Annotated in this window: 12 protein-coding genes; 9 read left to right on the forward strand and 3 right to left on the reverse strand. The window is 66.0% G+C overall.

Annotated elements, in window-relative coordinates:
• Positions 1-923: 923 nt before the first annotated feature.
• Positions 924-4,064 (forward strand): DUF4082 domain-containing protein, encoded by a 3,141-nt coding sequence (locus ABZ297_RS19120; protein WP_355347440.1) that lies wholly within the window; start codon positions 924-926, stop codon positions 4,062-4,064.
• A gap of 165 nt (positions 4,065-4,229) precedes the next feature.
• On the opposite strand, the gene ABZ297_RS19125 is transcribed toward ABZ297_RS19120, so the two are convergent.
• Entirely contained in the window at positions 4,230-6,446 is a 2,217-nt protein-coding gene (locus ABZ297_RS19125) for a hypothetical protein (protein WP_355347443.1), read from the reverse strand.
• Between the two features lie 660 nt (positions 6,447-7,106).
• Between ABZ297_RS19125 and ABZ297_RS19130 the strand changes: the two genes are divergently transcribed.
• From ABZ297_RS19130 to ABZ297_RS19150, 5 genes are all read left to right on the forward strand, one after another.
• Entirely contained in the window at positions 7,107-7,928 is an 822-nt protein-coding gene (locus ABZ297_RS19130) for a class I SAM-dependent methyltransferase (RefSeq protein ID WP_355347446.1), read from the forward strand.
• A 99-nt stretch (positions 7,929-8,027) separates the two neighbouring features.
• Positions 8,028-9,170 (forward strand): glycosyltransferase, encoded by a 1,143-nt coding sequence (locus ABZ297_RS19135; RefSeq protein WP_355347449.1) that lies wholly within the window; start codon positions 8,028-8,030, stop codon positions 9,168-9,170.
• A gap of 5 nt (positions 9,171-9,175) precedes the next feature.
• The gene (gene asnB, locus ABZ297_RS19140) at positions 9,176-11,065 is read left to right on the forward strand and encodes an asparagine synthase (glutamine-hydrolyzing) (RefSeq protein WP_355347452.1); all 1,890 of its coding nucleotides are present in this window, start codon (positions 9,176-9,178) and stop codon (positions 11,063-11,065) included.
• Complete coding sequence (locus ABZ297_RS19145; protein ID WP_355347455.1) at positions 11,062-12,255, forward strand: glycosyltransferase; 1,194 nt, start codon at positions 11,062-11,064, stop codon at positions 12,253-12,255. The genes asnB and ABZ297_RS19145 overlap by 4 nt, the downstream gene beginning before the upstream one ends.
• 93 nt (positions 12,256-12,348) lie before the next feature.
• Positions 12,349-13,677, forward strand: coding sequence for a polysaccharide biosynthesis C-terminal domain-containing protein (locus tag ABZ297_RS19150; RefSeq protein ID WP_355347458.1), 1,329 nt, complete (start codon positions 12,349-12,351; stop codon positions 13,675-13,677).
• A 137-nt stretch (positions 13,678-13,814) separates the two neighbouring features.
• Here the strand turns inward: ABZ297_RS19150 and ABZ297_RS19155 are convergent, their stop codons facing one another.
• Both ABZ297_RS19155 and ABZ297_RS19160 read right to left on the reverse strand, forming a co-directional pair.
• Positions 13,815-14,720, reverse strand: coding sequence for a glycosyltransferase family 2 protein (locus ABZ297_RS19155; protein WP_355347461.1), 906 nt, complete (start codon positions 14,718-14,720; stop codon positions 13,815-13,817).
• 153 nt (positions 14,721-14,873) lie between these two features.
• Complete coding sequence (locus ABZ297_RS19160; RefSeq protein WP_355347464.1) at positions 14,874-16,154, reverse strand: hypothetical protein; 1,281 nt, start codon at positions 16,152-16,154, stop codon at positions 14,874-14,876.
• A gap of 363 nt (positions 16,155-16,517) precedes the next feature.
• Between ABZ297_RS19160 and ABZ297_RS19165 the strand changes: the two genes are divergently transcribed.
• The 3 genes from ABZ297_RS19165 to ABZ297_RS19175 are packed head-to-tail and all read left to right on the forward strand — an operon-like array spanning position 16,518 to position 19,707.
• Positions 16,518-17,711, forward strand: coding sequence for a glycosyltransferase (locus ABZ297_RS19165; RefSeq protein ID WP_355347467.1), 1,194 nt, complete (start codon positions 16,518-16,520; stop codon positions 17,709-17,711).
• Positions 17,708-18,661, forward strand: a complete 954-nt coding sequence (locus ABZ297_RS19170; RefSeq protein WP_355347470.1) for an NAD-dependent epimerase/dehydratase family protein — start codon at positions 17,708-17,710, stop codon at positions 18,659-18,661. Before ABZ297_RS19165 ends, ABZ297_RS19170 begins: the two co-directional genes overlap by 4 nt.
• Before the next feature lie 56 nt (positions 18,662-18,717).
• Positions 18,718-19,707, forward strand: a complete 990-nt coding sequence (locus ABZ297_RS19175) for a GDP-mannose 4,6-dehydratase (RefSeq protein WP_355347473.1) — start codon at positions 18,718-18,720, stop codon at positions 19,705-19,707.
• Positions 19,708-19,731 lie beyond the last annotated feature (24 nt).

The raw sequence follows: 19,731 nt of genomic DNA on the forward strand, positions 1-19,731 counted from the left end.
CACGATAGAACAGCACCGGAAGCTCCTGGTTGTGACGGTGTGGGTTGTGGTGATCAGCCCGTCTACCAGGAGCTCCTTCATGCCACCGGCCGAACACCGGCATCGCGATCATGCTGTGACCAGGGCACCCGCCGGGGAGGCTGAAAAGGGGTCAGTGGATCCCGACCGTCCCGAAGTCGCCTGAACGGTCACCTTTCAACGGCGAATTTCCGACGATGCCCGGTATTCCGGCGCGCCTGTTTACCTGAGTGCTCGGTCTGCCGAGAATTCACATAAAGATCTGGTAAGCACATCGTCGAGCCCGAGAGTCCGGGCGTGTTTTCGCTGCTGGCATTGCCAGGCTTTCGCTGTCTAACGCGATTCTTCAATGTAGGGGATTGTACGTGGCGGATGGTGGGTGGAGGCACGGGATGCTGTGGCGACGGACGCTCCAGGTTGCCTTCGTAAATGGCCTGGTTGTCATAATGGGTGTGCTCGGTGCGGCGCCGGTGCCGTCTCGCGCTTCGACACCGACGCCGACTCCGGACGTCACGGCTGAGGCCATACCGGCTCAGGAAACGCAATCGGCGAAGCCGACGCGGACCCCCGCGACCACACCATCGGGCCGGGTTAGCGCCTCCCCTGAAACGGGGGCCCAAGCGACTCCTGAACCGCATTCGCCTGCCGAGATCCCCAAGCCGCACTCCGTCGACGTGAAACCTGAACCTAAGGCGCCCGCGAAGCCTTTGCCGCACTCGGGCGCCGCGTCCCTTGAGGCGCATCGCGGGATAGGCCGACCTTCGAGAAAAGGTGCCTCGACGCGCAGGGCCTCGTGCCCGCCGACCTCCATCATCTGCATTGAGAACAGCCTTCCGGGTAGTCCGCCCAGCGAATGGGACATAACGGGAGCAGGTTCTCCGAATATTCAAGGCTACGCCACTCAGATGAGTGTGAACCATGGGGAAACGGTACAATTCAAGGTGCTGACCCCGGCGACCGCCTATCGCCTCGATATCTACCGGATGGGGTACTACGGCGGCCTCGGAGCGCGCCTCATCACGACCATTCACCCCTCCGTCGCGCTTCCTCAGTCGCAGCCGGCATGTGTGACCGACAGCACGACTGGTCTCGTCGACTGCGGCAACTGGGCGGTATCGGCCTCCTGGGCAGTGCCGGCCACCGCCGTCTCCGGCGTATACATCGCGAAGTTGGTTCGGGAGGACGGGCCCAACGAAGCCAGCCAGATAATATTCGACGTCAGGGACGACGAACGCCACTCGGATTTTCTGATCCAGACTTCGGACGCCACCTGGCAGGCATACAACGCATACGGCGGCAACAGTCTCTACACCGGCTCTCCGGTGGGGCGTGCCTACAAGGTCAGCTACAACCGCCCGTTCACCACGCGTATCAGCGGCTGCTGTGCCGGTTCGGTGGAAAGCTGGTTCTTCGACTCCGAATATCCCATGGTCAGATGGCTCGAGGCCAATGCGTTCGATGTCAGCTACTCCTCCAGCATCGACACCGCCAGCCGACCGGCGGAACTGCTCGAGCACAAGGTGTTCATGTCGTCGGGGCACGACGAGTACTGGTCCAACGAGCAGCGGACCAACGTGCAGAACGCACGCGACAACGGCGTCAATCTCGCCTTCTTCTCCGGCAACGAGGTTTTCTGGAAGACCAGGTGGGAGGACAGCATCGCCGGGCCGGACACCACCTTCCGGACACTTGTCTGCTACAAGGAGACGCTGGCAAACGCCAAGATCGACCCGAGCCCGCAGTGGACCGGAACATGGCGAGATCCACGCTTCTCCCCGCCATCGGACGGAGGGAAACCGGAGAATGCGCTGACCGGCACGCTGTTCATGGTCAACGGGGTCGCCAACGATTCGATACAGGTTCCCGCCGAGTTCGGCGACATGCGATTGTGGCGCAACACGGCCATCGCGAATCTTTCACCTGGCCAGACGGTCACCTTTCCCGCGGGAACGCTGGGGTACGAATGGGATGAGGGGGCTCCTGACAATGGATTCTCGCCCGCCGGGCCGGTGAAGTTGTCGAGCACGACGGTGGCCACGGACAAGTTTTTGCTCGACTTCGGCAGTACCTACGGCCCCGGGGTCGCGACACACAACCTGGTGCTTTACCGGGCGGCCAGCGGAGCGCTCGTCTTCGGGGCGGGAACCACCCAGTGGGCGTGGGGGCTCGACGCCACCCATGATCGGGCGGGCACGCCGACGGACATCAACATGCAGCAGGCTACGGTCAACCTGTTCGCTGACATGGGCACGCAACCGGCCAGCCTTCAGCCCGGCCTGGTTCCGGCATCCCAGTCGACGGATACGGCGCCACCGACATCGACGATCACCAATCCTCCTGCCGGTGCCTCTGTGCCGGTCAACAGGGTGGTCACCGTTCAGGGAACGGCAAGTGATACCGGGGGCGGCGTCGTCGCGGGCGTCGAGATCTCGTTCGACGGCGGCACGAGGTGGTTTCAGGCGACCGGCCGCGACAACTGGCAGTTCCCGTGGACACCGAGCACCACCGGCAACGTGACCATCATGGTCCGCGCGGTCGACGACATCGGCAATCTCCAGGTGGTCCCCACCACGCTGGCCGTCACCGTGGTAGCGGGATGCCCCTGCACCCTGTGGCCTCCGACGACCGTTCCCGACGAGGCTTCGCACGACGATCCCAACGGTGTGGAAGTCGGGGTGAAGTTCCAGGCCAGCAGTGCGGGCCTCATCACGGGAATCAGGTTCTACAAGGGGCCGTCCAACACGGGAACGCACGTCGGCAGCCTGTGGAGTTCCACAGGAGTGCTTCTGGCGAGTGCGACGTTCACCGCTGAAACAGCGAGCGGCTGGCAACAGGTGAACTTTTCCAATTCGGTAGTGGTGAGCGAAAACACTACCTATATCGCCTCATATTATGCGCCTTCCGGGAACTACGCGGTATCGCGGCCGTACTTCGGCACTTCGTATACGAACGGTCCGCTGACCGCTCTCGCGGACGGTGCGTCGGGTGGGAACGGTGTCTACACCTACGGTGCGACGAGCGCTTTTCCCACGAGTACCTTTGAGGCCACCAACTACTGGGTTGATGTGGTGTTCACGCCGTCGGCCACTCTGTGGGACAACGCGACGGTGCCGGACGAGCAGTCGCATCCCGACCCCCAGGCGGTCACGCTCGGGGTGAAGTTCACGGCGTCCGAGACTGGAACAATCAACGGTATCCGCTTCTTCAAGGGTTCGCAGAACACCGGGACGCATGTCGGGAGCCTGTGGACGACCAGCGGGCAGCTGCTGGCGAGTGCGACCTTCACCAACGAGACCGCGTCGGGCTGGCAACAGGTGTCCTTCTCGACGCCTGTTGCGATAACTGCCAATACGACCTATATCGCCTCCTACTTTACGCCATCTGGGAATTACGCGGTATCGCGGCCGTACTTCGGTACTTCGTATACGAACGGTCCGCTCACCGCTCTCGCGGACGGTGCGTCGGGTGGCAATGGCGTCTACACCTACGGCGGGACGAACAGCTTTCCCACGAGTACCTTTGAGGCCACCAACTACTGGGTTGATGTGGTGTTCACGCCGTCGGCCAGTCTGTGGGACAACGCGACGGTCCCGGACGAGCAGTCGCATCCCGACTCCCAGGCGGTCACGCTCGGGGTGAAGTTCACGGCGTCCGAGAATGGAACGATCAGCGGTATCCGCTTCTTCAAGGGTTCGCAGAACACCGGGATGCATGTCGGGAGCCTGTGGACGACCAGCGGGCAGCTGCTGGCGAGTGCGACCTTCACCAACGAGACCGCGTCGGGCTGGCAACAGGTATCCTTCTCGACGCCTGTTGCGATAACTGCCAATACGACCTATGTCGCCTCTTACTTTACGTCATCTGGGAACTATTCGATATCGCGACAATATTTCACCAATGCGTATACGGCCGGTCCGCTGACCGCTCTCGCGGACGGTGCGTCGGGTGGCAACGGCGTCTACACCTACGGCGGGACGAACAGCTTTCCCGCGAGTGCCTTTCAGGCCACCAACTACTGGGTCGATGTGCTGTTCAACCTCTCATAGGTGCGAAAAGAAGACAGCGTGCGGGGGCGTTTCGTTGTAAGCCATCGCACAACGCCCCTGCCGGTGCGCGGCAGGGGCGGGTGGCCCGTGGGAGAAGTATCCGGTAGTCGCGGGCCGGCCCACCCCAGTCCGGTCAGCCACGTGACGGGCGTCGAAGTCACGACGTCAGGGCGCGCTCCCCGGAATCCGGTAAACGGCGTAGTCGCCAGAGCGGAACCGCAGATCCGCGTAGTCGCCGATCGCGGAGCCGCGGTCGAAGTTCCGCTCGTAGACGAACAGCCAGCGCACCCCGTAACGCGATCGCAGCAGCTGGATCGAGTCCGTGCTCGGGGACTCGAAGGCCGCGTCGTTGGCCTGGAGCCGCTGAGGGTCCCAGAACGGCAGACAGTGTGCGGCGAGGCCCTTGTGCCAGCTCCGGTAGTTCGTCGCAGTGAACGACCAGCCCTCGACCAGCACGCGTCGCTCGGTCAGAGCCGTCACCCAGAACTGCCGACTGTCGCAGGGTGTCTCGGACCCCCAGCGGCAGTGCGTGTTCGTGGCGACCAGGTCGTTCGGATCCGAGTGGGCACGCAACCACCGTCCGACGGCCAACAGGTCTCGAGGGATCACCGGCGCCGCGGCGGTCTCCGCTGTCTCGTCTACGTCGCCCGCCCGGGTGTGGAGCGCCGCGAACACGGCGCGACTGGCCCAGGCGGCAGGCAGCCCGACGGCCGTGATCATCGAAATCGTGAGAGCCCCGGCGACCACCAGGCGCCGTCTGTGGACGATGAGAAGCACGCCGATCGCGAGCAGCGCGAGAACCGCCAGGACGAGATAGGGCCGGTAGAGAAGGATCTCGTCGCGGCTCGTGCTCAATGGAACCTGGACGCCGGACACGATGCGGGTCAGGCAGGTCGCCGCGATCGCTCCGCCGGCCACGCACGCAGTCGCGCACGCCGACGCCTTCGCCTGCCGCGCGATGACGAGGAGCCCGTAGACCGCGACTATCCCGACATAGGGATAGGACGCGATGGAGAAGTACTGTTCGTTGTTGTTGTCGTGCCCGAGCAGGAGCGTGGCCCCGAACCCCGCGGCGCCGATGCTGAGCATCAGGACCACGGCCGGTCGCGTGAGCAGGCTCGGCCGGCTCAGCAGGCCCAGGACCCCGCACCACTCGATGGCCCAGCTCAGCAGGTAGAGCAGGGTGACACCGAGGATCGAGGCGAGCGGCCCATCGGCTCGGAGGCCCAGACCGGTGAGCTCTCCCCACACCTTGCGCGTGTGGAAGAGCGGGTCGACGATCATCCCCAGGCGGTCCTGGCCGTAGAGCACGACCTGCCCGTAGAGCAGGCACGTCACGGTGATCGCCAACGCCGTGCACGTGGGCCACGGCATCCGGCGATACCGCACCGTCTCGATCACGGCGGTCGCCAGCAGCCCGGCGCAGAGCAACGGCAGATAGGTGGCCTTCGCCCCCATCACCGCCACCAGGAAGACGGCCAGCAGCAGCCAAGGACCGCGAGCGGTCCGCTTCCGATCGAGAAGATCGACCAGGATGAGGACGACGGGCACGAAGAGGAGCGCTCCGAAGGTCTGTGTCGGGCTCAGCCACGACTGCGGAGGCCGCCAGGTGAACACCCCGACGTTCGTGCCCAGGTACAGGTTGGGCGACTCCATGAAGATGGCGGCCACGACGGCGAGCAGCCCGGCCGGCCATGAGCGCGCCATGCGCCGTCCGAGCATCCCGATCAGCAGGACGAACGCGACCATCATCGGCAGCATCGTCAGCCGGAACAGGAGCACGAGCGGTTCCACACCCGTGACCCAGCTCGACGCCGCGAAGTGAGCGAAGACGAACCAGTGGTAGAACAGTGGTTCGCCGGCGACCCATGAGGCCGTGGGCGGCATGTGGTGGCGCAGCTCGCCGAGCATGGCCAGGTGGAACGGCATGTCGAGATTGGCCGCCGCGAGTGCCGGCCACGTCAGGGCGTGCGCTCTGAAGAACGTGGCGGCGCTCCAGACGACCAGGTACACGACGACCAGGGCGACGGACCACGACCACCAGATCGGCGTCGTGAGGCGGGGGCCACCCCTCCAGTGCCGGCGAAGGCGGGGGACCGCGGTGAAGACCGCGTAGGTCGTGAGGGGCCAGGCAAGGACGAGCACCGGCAGTCCGGCAGCGCGGGCGGCGATGTAGGCGAGCACCTCGATCGCGTAGCCGAGCGTCAGTCCGAGCGCGAGCTCCTCCGCCAGCGTCCGCCTCCCGCGATACAGGGCGCGTACCAGCAGCAGGCCCGGCAGCGCGAGCCCGAGTGCCAGATAGGCGGCGAAACAGATCAGGTCCCGCGCGGAAACCCCGAAGAAGGCCAGCACGGACACCGCCACCACGGCCACCACGGCCACCGGCAGCCAGCTCGCCGAATAGATCCGGCTGAATTTACGCCACCATGCGGACCGTCCGCTGTTATAAGGGAGCCTGCCTGCCTCGCCGGTAAGTTCAAGAGACCCTGACGAGAAACTTTGCAGGTGCGGAGACTCGGCCATGCGCGCCAGTGTCAGTGGGATGCGCTTCCTGACCGGGTTCGGACGCCCGCGTTTTTCGATGTCCATGTTGGGCCTCCATACACGCCAGCCGATTGGCATGCGGCGAAGTCGACCGCCCGGCGGGCACGCACCCGCGTGGTGACTGGGGGAGTCGTAGCGCCTGCGCTCATGCCGGTCGGGAGCCGGTGTGGCGGCACCCTGCCAAGACGCCGTCGGCGGCCCGGTGTCCGCCCTGTGATCTGCTCTTTAGGGACACGCCCTCTCGCCTGTTCGTGTCCGCGTGGTCACGTTCTGTAACGTGTCTTGGGAAATCAGGGGCCGGCCGGTGTGGCCGTCCTTGCTGTCGCACCGGTTGGGAATCGAATGTCTGAACGCGTAGATGGTGGTGCCGACACAAAGATCGCCTGGTGGTCCGCGCTGCGCTGCCCGCGCTGTTGCGGTCCGCTCCGCGTCGGAACCGAGCTTCGCTGCGATGAATGTCCGGCCACATATCAGATCGACCGGGGAGTTCCGCGGTTCGTGCCCCGCGACAACTACGCCGAAGGCTTCGGATACCAATGGAACCAGCATCGGCTGACGCAGCTCGATTCGCATTCCGGTAGGCCGATCTCGCGTAATCGCCTGATGAACCAGAGCGGCTGGACCTTCGCCGAGCTGCGCGGAAAGAAGGTGCTCGAATGCGGTAGTGGCGCCGGCCGTTTCACCGAGGTGCTCTGCGAGTCCGGTGCCGAGGTGACATCGGTCGACATCTCGAGCGCGGTCCACGCCAACGCGGCTTCGAACGGTCACTTTCCCAATCTGCGGCTGGTCCAGGCCAGCATCTACGAGCTGCCGTTTCCGGCGGACTCCTTCGACTTCCTGTTCTGCTGCGGGGTGATCCAGCACACCCCGGACGTGGAACGTACCTTCAAGACGCTGCTCCGCTACCTGCGGCCGGGCGGCCGGTTCTGCATCGACGTGTACGCGGCGCCCATCGCCTATCCGCATCCTCGGCAGCTGCTGCGTCCGATCACCAAACGTGTGCCTCCCGCCAAGCTCTACGCCTTCGTCGAGAAGGCCGTGCCGGTGCTGCTGCCGCTGTCACTCAAGCTCAGCGCGGTCCCGCTGGTGGGGCCGTGTCTGGCACGCCTGGTTCCGGTAGCCAACCATCGCCATCTGGGCCTGACAGACACAGAGACCGCCCTGAGGTGGTCCGTGCTGGACACCTTCGACTGGCTGTCGCCGCGGTACGAGAAGCCGCAGACTCGGCGACGCCTGAGCCGATGGGCGGGTGAACTGGCCCTGCGCGAGGTCTCCATCGAACGCCACCGGGGGCTGTACGTGATCCGCGGCATGAGATAGCCCGCGGTGCTCACCTCGCCGGCTGGATCGTCTCGGCCCCTCGCAGATGGCGCACCTGCCAAAGAACCGACAAGAGCAGTCTTCGGAAGGGATCTCGGCGTGGCGACCAGCGATAGGTCCAGCCTTCGGCGCGTCGCGCTCCTCATCCCGCAGTTGGCGCTCATGGGCGGCACCGAGATGCAGCTCTGCCTGCTGGCCCGGGAACTGCGGGCGAGGGGGATCGACACGACGGTGCTCGTCCTTCGGGAAGGCGGGAGGCAGGTGGAGAGTCTGCGACGGGCCGGAGTGGAGGTTCACGAACTCGGCTTCGTCCGCATCCTGTCGGGACCGTCGGCTCCGGCTCGCAACCTGCGCGCCTTCGTTTCCCTGCTGCGGCTGCTACGAGACCTGAAGCCTCAGGTGCTGCACGCCTTTCTCTACTTCAGCTATGTCGTGGGGCCGCCCGTGGCCCGGTTGGCACGGGTCCCGGTCATCGTGGCGGGCAGGCGGAGTCTGAGCTGCTTCAAGCGGCGGCGCGGGTGGGTGCTGGCGCTGGAGCGAGTCGTGACGCGTGTCACCGATCATGTGGTGGCGAACGCTGTGGCGGTGGCGGAGGACGCCCGGGTGGTTGAGGGTGTGCCGGCGCGCAAGGTGAGTGTGATCTACAACGGCCTGCCGGCGTCGGCGTTTCAAGGAGCCGAGCCCGAGCGTGTCGACACCCCCTGGCCCGTGGTGGTGTGCGTGGCCAACCTCCTGGACGTGAAGGGGCATCGGTTTCTGCTCGATGCTGCCGGGATGCTGTCGCAGCGGGGGCGTCCGTGCACGGTGGTGCTGGTGGGCGAGGGTGCTGAGCGTGGTCGTCTGGAGGCTCAGGCGAGTGCTCTGGGGGTGGACGTTCGTTTTGTGGGTGCTCGCACCGAGACGGCGGGCTTTTTGGCTTGTGCTGATGTGGTGGTTCTTCCTTCGCTTTCGGAGGGTTTGAGTAACGCGGTCATGGAGGCGATGGCGGCGGGCCGGCCTGTTGTGGCGACGTCGGTGGGGGGTACGCCGGAGCTTCTCGAAGGTCGTGGTGTTCTGGTTCCCGCTGCTGATCCCGTGGCGTTGGCTGAGGGGATCGCCCGTCTTGTTGATGATCCGGATCTCGCGGCGTCGCTGGGTGCGGCGGCGCGTGCTTGGGCCGGCAAGAACCTCGACCTGGACGTGATGGTCGATGAGCACGTCCACCTGTATCACCGACTTCTGGAGACCCGATGTGCGGGATAGCTGGAATGGCTTCGACGTCGAACCCGGACCCCGAACTCGTCCGCCGTATGTGCGAGGTGATCGTCCACCGAGGGCCCGACGGCGCGGGTTTCCACAGCGACGAAGGCGTGGCGCTCGGCATGCGCCGACTGGCGATCATCGATGTGGCGACCGGCGACCAACCCGTCTACAACGAAGACAAACGGATCGTGGCCGTCTTCAACGGCGAGATCTACAACTTCGGTGAGCTCCGGGAGATGCTGATCGCCAAGGGGCACCGCCTGCGCACCGCGGGAGACTCCGAGTGCCTCGTGCATCTGTACGAGGAGTTCGGCGAGGACCTCGTCCACCACCTCAGGGGGATGTTCGCCTTCGCCATCTGGGACCGCGATCGCCGGCGTCTGGTTCTGGCTCGGGACCGGGTGGGCAAGAAGCCGCTCTACTGGCGATCCGATCACTCGTCGATCTGGTTCGGGTCCGAACTGAAGTCCCTCACCCGCGACCCGGGGATGCGCCGCGAGATCGACCCCGTCGCCCTGGATCACTACCTGACCTACCAGTACGTTCCCGCGCCGTGGTCGATCTACCAGGACGTGCACAAGCTCCCTCCTGGTCACGTGCTCGTCTGGGAAGGCGGCACGGTCACGGTCGAGCGCTACTGGGAACTCGACCGCACGCAGCGGTCGGTGGTCGACCCGCGGGAGGAGGAGCAGCGCCTGCGCGAGCTGCTCCTGGACGCGACCCGGGTCCGCATGGTGAGCGAGCGTCCCATCGGCGCGTTCCTGTCAGGCGGGGTCGACTCGTCCGCGGTGGTGGCCGCCATGGCCATGCAGAGCAGCAACCCGGTCAAGACGTTCTGCATCGGCTTCGAGGACAGCCGGTACGACGAACGCCACAAAGCTCGGATGGTCGCCGACCGGTACGCCACGGACCACCACGAACTGGTCGTGACGTCGAACCTGCTCGACATCCTGCCGCGCCTCGCGTGGCACTTCGACGAGCCGTTCGCCGACTCCTCGGCGATCCCCAGTTTCTACGTGGCTCAGCTGAGCCGGCAGCACGTCACCGTCGCACTCAACGGGGACGGCGGGGATGAGTGCTTCGGCGGCTACCAGCGCTACGCGCTGATGAACCAGGCTCGCAGGATTCCCGTCGTGCCTCGCCCGTTGGCGGGACTACTCGGCCGCACCGGCACCCTCATGAGCCAGCGAAGCGCTTCCCGTTCGCTCTCGCGGCGACTGGGCCGGCTGATGACGTTCGTCGCCGCGCACCCGTCACAGCGCTATGCCCGCCTGATGTCGTACTTCACGCCGGAACAGAGATCTGAGATCTACAGCGACTCACTCCAAGAGGCCCTGGCAGGCGTCGACAGCTACCGCCTGCTCGAGGACATCTTCCACGGCTCGTCGGCGAAGACCGATCTCGGCCGGGTTCTGGACGTCGACACCTTCACCTACCTTCCGGGTGATCTGCTGGTCAAGGTTGACATCACGACGATGGCGAACTCGCTGGAGGCCCGTTCGCCCTTCCTGGACCACCACATCATGGAGTGGGCGGCGACCCTTCCCAGCGCGCTGCACGTCCGCAACGGCCAGACCAAGATGCTGCTCAAGCGAGCGGTGGCCCCCTGGCTGCCTCCTCAGTTGCTGCACTATCCGAAGCAGGGGTTCGGTGTGCCGCTCGCGGCGTGGCTCCGCGGTGAGCTGCGGGAACTGGTCTTCGACGCGCTCACCGACGACACCGCCCGCGGTAGGGGGCTGTTCCGTCCGTCGGCGGTCCAGGAGCTGCTCCGGCGGCACATGGACGGTGTCGACCACAGTGTCCGGCTGTGGGCGCTGCTCCAGTTCGAGCTCTGGAACCGAGCGCATGCGGCGCCCGACGACACCGTCGTCAGTGGGGCCGGATGCCACGCGTGACGCAGGCGCGATCGCCCGCATCCAGCGCGACCAACGAGAGGCTCGCCATGCAACGAGGAGAGAACGCCGGTCTGCGATGCGTCGCGCTTCTCATCGGGCAGCTCGAAGTGGGAGGCACCGAGAAGCAGCTGTGTCTGCTGGCGCGGGAACTGCGCCTGAGAGGCGTCGAGGTCCACGTCCTCGTGCTGTCGAGAGGCGGCCCCTACGAACAGACCTTGCGCGAGGCGGGAGTGGAGGTCCATCTTCTCGGCTTCGGCCGTGAGCCGTCCGGACCTTCGATGCTGAAACGGAACCTGACGGCCTTCGTCCGCCTGGTCGGCTTGCTGCGCGACCTTAGACCGGATGTGCTCCACGCCTTCTTGCACGAGGGGCACATGATCGGCGCGGTGGCCGCGCGGTTGGCGCGGTTCCCGCTGGTGCTGGTGGCCGGCCGCCGCGGCCTGCGGGACTTCGAGCAGGGGCGCGGGTGGGTGCTGGCGCTGGAGCGAGTCGTGACGCGTGTCACCGATCATGTGGTGGCGAACGCGGTGGCGGTGGCGGAGGAAGCTCGGGTGGTTGAGGGTGTGCCGGCGCGGAAGGTGAGTGTGATCTACAACGGCCTGCCGGCGTCGGCGTTTCATGAGGCCGAGCCTGAGTGTGTCGACACCTCCTGGCCCGTGGTGGTGTGCGTGGCGAATCTGCGCAGTGTGAAGGGGCTTCAGTTCCTGGTCGATGCTGCCGGGATGCTGTTGCGGCGGGGGCGTCCGTGCACGGTGGTGCTGGTGGGTGAGGGTGCTGAGCGTGGTCGTCTGGAGGCTCAGGCGAGTGCTCTGGGGGTGGACGTTCGTTTTGTGGGTGCTCACGCCGAGACGGCGGGCTTTCTGGCTTGTGCTGATGTGGTGGTTCTTCCTTCGCTTTCGGAGGGTTTGAGTAACGCGGTCATGGAGGCGATGGCGGCGGGCCGGCCTGTTGTGGCGACGTCGGTGGGGGGTACGCCGGAGCTTCTCGAAGGTCGTGGTGTTCTGGTTCCCGCTGCTGATCCCGTGGCGTTGGCTGAGGGGATCGCCCGTCTTGTTGATGATCCGGATCTCGCGGCGTCGCTGGGTGCGGCGGCGCGTGCTTGGGCCGGCAAGAACCTCAACCTGGACGTGATGGTCGATGAGCACGTCCACCTGTATCACCGACTTCTGGAGACCCGACGTGCGGGATAGCCGGAGCGAGCAGGGGGGCGCCGTTCCGTCAGCCGCCTGGCCGCGCGGTCTGGCCTCCGGTCTCCCGATCGACGGCAGCCGAGGCGAGGTTCGATGCCCCGTACGTCAGACCTGAGTTCGTCCCTCGGCAAGGTGGTTCACACCATCGGCAGCCAGACGGTCCAGGTGCTGCTGGGAACGGTGACAGGTGTTCTGATCGCGCGCGTCCTCCAGCCCGAGGGGCGGGGGACCTACTCCGTCATCGCGACCACGACGCTCACCGCCATCATCCTGGGGCACGCGTCCATCGACAAGTCACAGATCTATCTGTGGACGAACAGGGCACGGCACCGCGCTCTCACCGCGAACGGTCTGATGCTCGGCCTGACTCTGGGGACGATCACCACCCTGGTCGCGCTGGTGCTGATGAGCGTGGGCGCGATGCCGACGACGTCCCCGCTGCTCGGGGTCGCGATGATCGCCGTTCCCTTCGGGGTGGTGGCCACGAACCTCAAAGGCATCGCGTGGCTGGAGTCCCGCACGGACATCGTCAACCGCGCGACCATCGCCGCCGCTTTGACCCAGTGCCTGCCTCTCCTCGTTCTCTCGGCCGTCGGCGGCATCACGGTGACCACCGTCATCGTGTTCTGGACGATCTCGACCGTCACCCCGTTCGTTCTCCTCATCCGGGCGCTCCGCCCCCATCCCCGGCTGGTTGACGTCCCGCTCGCCTGCCGCCAGCTCGCCCTCGGGGGGCGCTACCACGTCGGGCTGGTGGCCTTCTATCTCTTGATGACCGTCGACACCCTGCTGCTCAACGCTCTGGACTCCGCCGCCGGAGTCGGGATCTACACGGTCGCCGTCACGGTGCTCTCCCTCGCCGGCATTCCGGCGGAGGCCACCACCCGGGTCGTGCTTCCAGGGCAGGCCGGTAGCGACGCGCGGCACGCCGAGGAGATCACCCTCCGGACCCTTCGGCTCAACCTGATCCTCTCGTCGGTCTTCCTCGGGATTCTGGCGGCAGTGTCGCCGATGCTGATCCCGATGGTCTACGGCCAGTCCTTCGCGGGCAGCGTCCCCCCGCTGCTGGCGCTGGCCCCGGGGACGGTCGCGCTCTCCCTGATCAGGCCCGTCGAGCAGTATCTCGTGCGACTCGGCCGGCCGGTCGCCATGACCCTGATCGCCGTCGGCACGCTCGCGCTGAACGTTCTGGTCAACGTGGCGCTGATTCCCCGATGGGGACCGCTGGGCGCGGCTCTCGCGTCTACCGCCACGTACACCCTCATGGCCTGCGTGGAGGTGTCCTGGTTCGCGCGGTCGGCGTGCATCCCCTTGCGGGGCCTGCTGCCACGCCTCGACGACGTCCGCCCGGTGCTGACACTGCTGGCGTCCTGCCGCGTGATCGCCCGGCGGCGCCGTCGACCTGGGCAGCGGGTCGGGTGACGACTCACGCGTCGGCGATCAGGCGCCAGAATGTCCGGGACGCTGGCTGCTGCCTCTACGCGTCTCAGCCAGGATCTGGGCCGGGCCTTCCTCGAAATGCTCGCAGGCTTCGGCATGGGGTCCGTTGTCAGTAAGCTTCAGACTTCAGGGGACGACCTCCCGTTACCCAGGTCCATTCGGTAGAGCAGCCAGCCGAGCGGTATCGCGCCGACGGCCACGGTTCTGGCGGCGGTCTCGCGGAACCCGCGGGCGCGACGCCACGCCGACTCCCTCAGATGAAAGCAGGCCCTGGAGAGGTGCACGGCGGCCCTGGCGAACTCGGTCGGTCTGAAGCGCAGCCACGCGATGTCCTCTTCAAGGGTGATGCGATGCTGCTCGGCGGCCCCGGAAGCGACGCGTGCGAAGGCGCGCCGTGTCAGGCGATCCTGGGCGATCACTCGACAGACGACGACCTCCTCGTTGACATGGCGTACCAGATAGCGTCGGCCAATGGCCCGCCAGATCAAACTTTCGGCGACGTACCCCGTCCGTTGCGGAAAAGGGTGTGCCCGCATGATGTCGGTGCGGTACATCCTCGGCTTGTCGCCGGTCGACCGATAGCGATAGACCATTTCAGGCCAGCTCGCGTCGAGCGGGGAGGAGGGAAATCTCTTGCCGACGACGCGGTCACCTTCGTCGATGCAGAGTCCAGCGACTCCGGCGTACGCTTGCTTGTCGCCGATGTCATGCCAATGGGCTAGGAGGCGTCCCAAGCTTCCAGGAACCACCAGGTCGTCCGAGTCGATCTGGGCGATCAGTTCGCCTGTGGTCACGGAGGCTCCGTGATTCAACGCCTGGTGTTTTCCGGAATTCGGCTGCCAGTGATAGCGGACCGAGAGCGGACTGGTTCGGGCCAGTTCGGCCACCACGTCTCGGGTGTCGTCGACGGAGCCGTCGTCGATGACGACCCATTCCAGATCGATGTCCTGGTGCAGCAGGCTCTCATGGAGTTCTGGAAGGTACTTCCCGCGGTTGAACGTGGGTGTGAGAACGGTGACCAGCATGGGCGCGCCTCACCCTTCTGCAGCGGGGACGTTGCGGGAGCGGGCGTCGCTCATCGCCTCCTCCGCCTGCGCAGGGCGGTGGGCTGCCTCCACTCGGTGGAGCGTCATCGCATAACTCCGATCTCAGAGAACGAACTCCGCAGTCGGGCCTCCTTATACACGGCCCGTCTCGGCATGCGATCGAATCGACTGTTCGGCGATCTGGCCGGTGGATTGACTGCCCGCGAGCACGGTCGTTGAGTGCCCTTTGTCCCGAGGATTCCTGGTCCAGGCTACTGCCGAGAGCAGGCTGGTGATCATGATGATCGGCATGCGTTGGCGAAAGATCAGGCCAATGTTGGCCATGGTGGTCGCATAGGCGATCGTGGCCGGGACGATGAACAGCAGCAGGATCACAAGGATCCTGCGGTCATTCAGCCACAGCCGGCGGGCGCCACGTGCCGCACTGTAGAGCAGGAAGTACCAGATGAAGGCGTCCACCTTGCCCAGTTGCAACGCCAGACTGCCTTCGGTCCACGGGAACGGCGACAGCAACGTATAGACCAACTTGCTGTCGAGGTCGCTCCACGGATCGCCGCCGTCCTCGAATACGACCCCGGATCCGCCGCTCGCGTTGGCACGTATGGTGGCCTGCGAGTGGCCGTTTTCGAACTGCTTCTGGATCGCCGCCGTCGGGGCCAGCCCGGAAAGGCCTCCGGAAGCGAACACGGCGCACATCAGTATCGCCGCGAAGGCGAACCGCCGCAGCGAGAACCCGCCCTTCACGCCTATCAGGCAGAGAAGCAGCGGTACGACGCACATGGCGACCATGTACGGGCGCACGTACCACAGCGCCCAGAGCATCGGTAGGAGCATGAGCAGCCTGCGCAGGTCGAAGCGCCGGGCGATCGAAACTCCCAGGCCGATGCTGGCCACCACGAGGAACGCGTTGAAGCCGTCCTTGTAGGTGTCGGAGGTGTGCAACAGGAACGCGGGCATGAACGCCGTCACGGCGAGCAGGATGAGTGCCGCGCGATCGTCGGCGCCGACGAACCGGGCGAATCTGAAGATCACAATGCACAGCGCGCAGGCGAGCAGCGCCACGACAGCTGTACAGGCGAGGGAGGCCGGGCCGCCGCACAGGTAGATGACGATCGCGAAGACCTGACACGGAAAAGTCACCGAAGAGATGTCGCTGATGTCCTCGGACGTGACGAACTTGAATCCCTCACGTTCCCAGAGCCTGACGATTTCCCGGGCTATTCCCTCGTACGTCAGGTTGTCGCCGCCGTACTCTATGACGCCGGATCGCATCACCATGACATGGAGCACCAGTCGGAGCACGAACGCGAACAGCAGAATCGGCAGCGCCCGACGCGCCACTTCCGCGGGCAGGTTCACGCGGACAAGGAAGATGAGCGTCATCGCGGCGATGGCAATGATGAAGTACTCCACGAAAGACCACCTTCTGTCGGCCTTAATACGGTGCCCCAGAGAGCAGCGGTCGGTTGCGCACAACCGGTAGATCGACTCCGGCCGACGATGCTAACTCCGTGGTCGCGGGTAACCTGACTCCGTATGCCGCGTATGGGTCGATGATTGCCTGTCGTTGCCGATTCTTTCCGCCGCCGTATGTCGCGCATCGAGCAGCAGTGCCCAGGTCGGCGCAGACTTCCGGCCGGCTGTTCAGGATGGCTTGATCATGCTCAGGTAGAAAGCGGGGAAACATTTCGCCACCACGGCGACGGCGTCGGCGAAACGCACCGAATCCGCGGCTAGCGTCTCCGACGTGAACCAGGCCATCACCCAGGAGTCCGGATGAAGTCGGACAACCGGATTCGTGTCATGGAAATCGTCGCGCGGCTCAACGTCGGTGGTCCCGCCACTCAGATAACGGGGCTGTCAGAGCGGTTGAACCCGGACGCGTTCGACCATCGGCTCTACACGGGGCATGTCGACGCCGGTGAAGGTGACCACCTTGACCTGAAAGCTTCGGGGCTCCGGGTCCGCCGGGTTCCGGGTCTGGGCCGGTCGGTCAGGCCCACCGACGACTGCCGGGCGCTCATCCAGCTGATGGCGGCCATGCGCGAGTTCCGGCCGCATGTCGTCCACACGCGGACGGCCAAGGCCGGTGCTCTGGGGCGGGTGGCCTCCCGCCTGTCCGGCGTCGGATCGGCCCGGGTCCACGTGTTCCACGGACACCTTCTCAACGGGTATTTCTCGCGGTCCAAGCGCTCGCTCTACGTCGGCTCGGAACGATTCCTCGCTTCCATGTCCGACCGGCTGGTGTCCGTCGGATCCCGGGTTCGCGATGAGTTGCTGGCCGCCGGGATCGGCCGCCCCGAACAGTACGTGGTGATCGCCCCCGGAGTACAGCTGGGGCCGGTCCCCGATCGCGGGGCCGCGCGCCTGGCTCTGGGGCTGCCACCCGATGTGCCCGTTGTGGCGTTCGTGGGCCGCTTGACCAAGGTGAAGCGCCCTGACCGGTTCGTCGCGGCGGCGAGCGCCGTGCTCCGGCGCATACCTGACTGCCGCTTTGTCGTCTGCGGCGGCGGTGATCTCCTCGAGCAGGTCGAGCGGAGCATCGATCCCGTCCGGCCGGCCTTTCACCTGCTCGGCTGGAGAAAGGACGTCGAGACGGTCTACGCCGCCGCCGACATGGTCCTCCTGACCTCCGACAACGAGGGCATGCCGCTCACGCTCATCGAGGCCGGGATGGCCGGTACACCGGCCGTCTCCACCCGGGTGGGCAGCGTCGCGGAGATCGTCAGGCATGGGGAGACCGGCCTGCTCGCCGCGGCTGACGCCGACGAGCTGGCGGAGCACACCGTGCGGCTGCTCTCCGACCCCGCGCTCGCCCGCCGGATGGGGGAGGCCGCCCGCAAGTGGACAAGCACCGCGTTCGCCGTGGAACGCCTCGTCGCGGATACCGAAGCCCTGTATCGACTGCTGGGCGGCGAGCGGCGGGATCGAAGTGTCACCGCAGGAGCAACGGGAGGAACGGGCAGATGAGGGTCCTGGTAACTGGCGGTGCGGGGTTCATCGGCGCGAATCTGTGCCGTACGCTCGCCGCTCGCCCCGAGGTCGAGAGCGTCACCGTTCTCGACGACCTGAGTAGTGGAGATCTCGTCAACCTCGACGGCGTCGGGGTGGACTTCGTCGAGGGCAGCATCCTGGATCGGGACGTCATGGCGGAACTCGCCGCCGACGCCACGGTGGTGGTCCACCTCGCCGCTCGCCCTTCGGTGCCCAGATCGCTGAAGGACCCCCTGGCCTCGCACACCGTCAACACCACGGGCACCCTTCACCTCCTGGAGGCGTGCCGTAAGACCAAGCCGTACGTGATCCTCGCGTCGTCGTCGTCGGTCTACGGCGACTCCCAGGAGCCGTACAAACATGAGGACCTGCCGACCAGGCCGCTGAGCCCGTACGGCGCGAGCAAGCTGGCGACCGAGGCCTACGCCCTGGCGTACGCGTCGAGCTATGGGCTGCCCGTCCTGGCCTTCCGTTTCTTCAACGTGTACGGGCCGATGCAGGCTGCCGACCACGCCTACGCGGCCGTCATCCCGGCGTTCGTGTCCGCGGCGCTGCGCGGCCTTCCGGTGCCCGTCCACGGCGACGGGAGCCAGGCGCGGGACTTCACCTACGTGGGGTCGGTGGCGAACGTCCTCGTCGAGGCGGCCGTCCGCCAGGTCACGCACCCGAAGCCGGTCAATCTCGCGTTCGGGACCCGCGTGACCCTCCTGCACCTGAAGGACGTCCTCGCGGACGTTCTCGGCCAGCCGATCGAGGCGACCTTCCTGCCACCCCGGATCGGCGACATCAAGGAGTCGCAGGCCTCCTCCCAACTGTTGTACGAGCTGTTCCCCGCGGTGTGCCCGATGTCGCTCGAGGAAGGGCTCCGCATGACGGTGGACTGGTTCGAGAAGGCAGCGGTCTCCAGCCCCGGCGGGCGCGTCTGACCTGCCGCTTCCCCCCGGCAATGACACCTCTCAACGTTCGTGACTAGGGGAAGTCTGTGAGCACAGCAGCAAAGAGGACCTACCTGATAACGGGCGGCAGCGGATTCGTCGGGTCGCATCTGAGCGACGCGCTGCTCGCTCGCGGTGACTCCGTCGTGGTCCTGGACAATCTGTCGACCGGGCGGCTGGACAACCTCCGGCCGCATCCGAGACTCCGCTTCGTGCAGGGGTCCGTCCTGGACGAGCTCATGGTGGACGAGCTGGTGCACCAATGCGACGTGGTCGTCCATCTCGCGGCAGCCGTCGGTGTCAAGCTGATCGTCGAGCAGCCGCTGCGGTGCCTGACGACGAACATCCGCGGCTCGGAGATCGTCATCGAGGCCGCGCACCGGTACCGGAAGAAGATCCTGATCACCAGCACGAGCGAGATCTACGGCAAGAACTCCTCGGGTCCGCTGCGAGAGGACGCCGACCGCATCCTCGGCAGCCCGTCCGTCGTGAGATGGGCCTACAGCACGGCCAAGGCCGTGGACGAGATCCTCGCCAACGCCTACCACCGCGAGCGGGGCCTGCCGACGATCGTCGTCAGGCTGTTCAACACCGTGGGGCCACGGCAGAGCCCGTCCTACGGCATGGTCATCCCGCGCCTCGTGCAGCAGGCGGTCAGCGGGGAGCCGCTCACGGTCTACGGCGACGGCACCCAGACCCGCTGCTTCGCGCACGTCGCGGACGTCGTCGACGCGCTGCTCAGGCTGCTGGACGACGAAGCGGCGATCGGGCAGACCTTCAACGTCGGCTCCGCCGACGAGGTCAGCATCCTGGAGTTGGCCAAGCTGGTCATCGACCACACCGGGTCCACCTCCGGGATCGACCTCGTCCCGTACCACGAGGCCTACCAGCGGGGCTTCGAGGACATGACCCGCAGGGTGCCCGACACCACCAAGCTTCGCGAACTCACCGGCTGGGTTCCACGACACAATCTCGATGAGATCCTCACCGAGGTCGTCAGGAAGGTCCGCGAGGATCTCGCGGCGTCCACCCGGTGAACGGGACGACCGCCCTCGCCGCAG

Source organism: Nonomuraea sp. NPDC005983, from assembly GCF_040614375.1.
Classification (GTDB): Bacteria; Actinomycetota; Actinomycetes; order Streptosporangiales; family Streptosporangiaceae; genus Nonomuraea.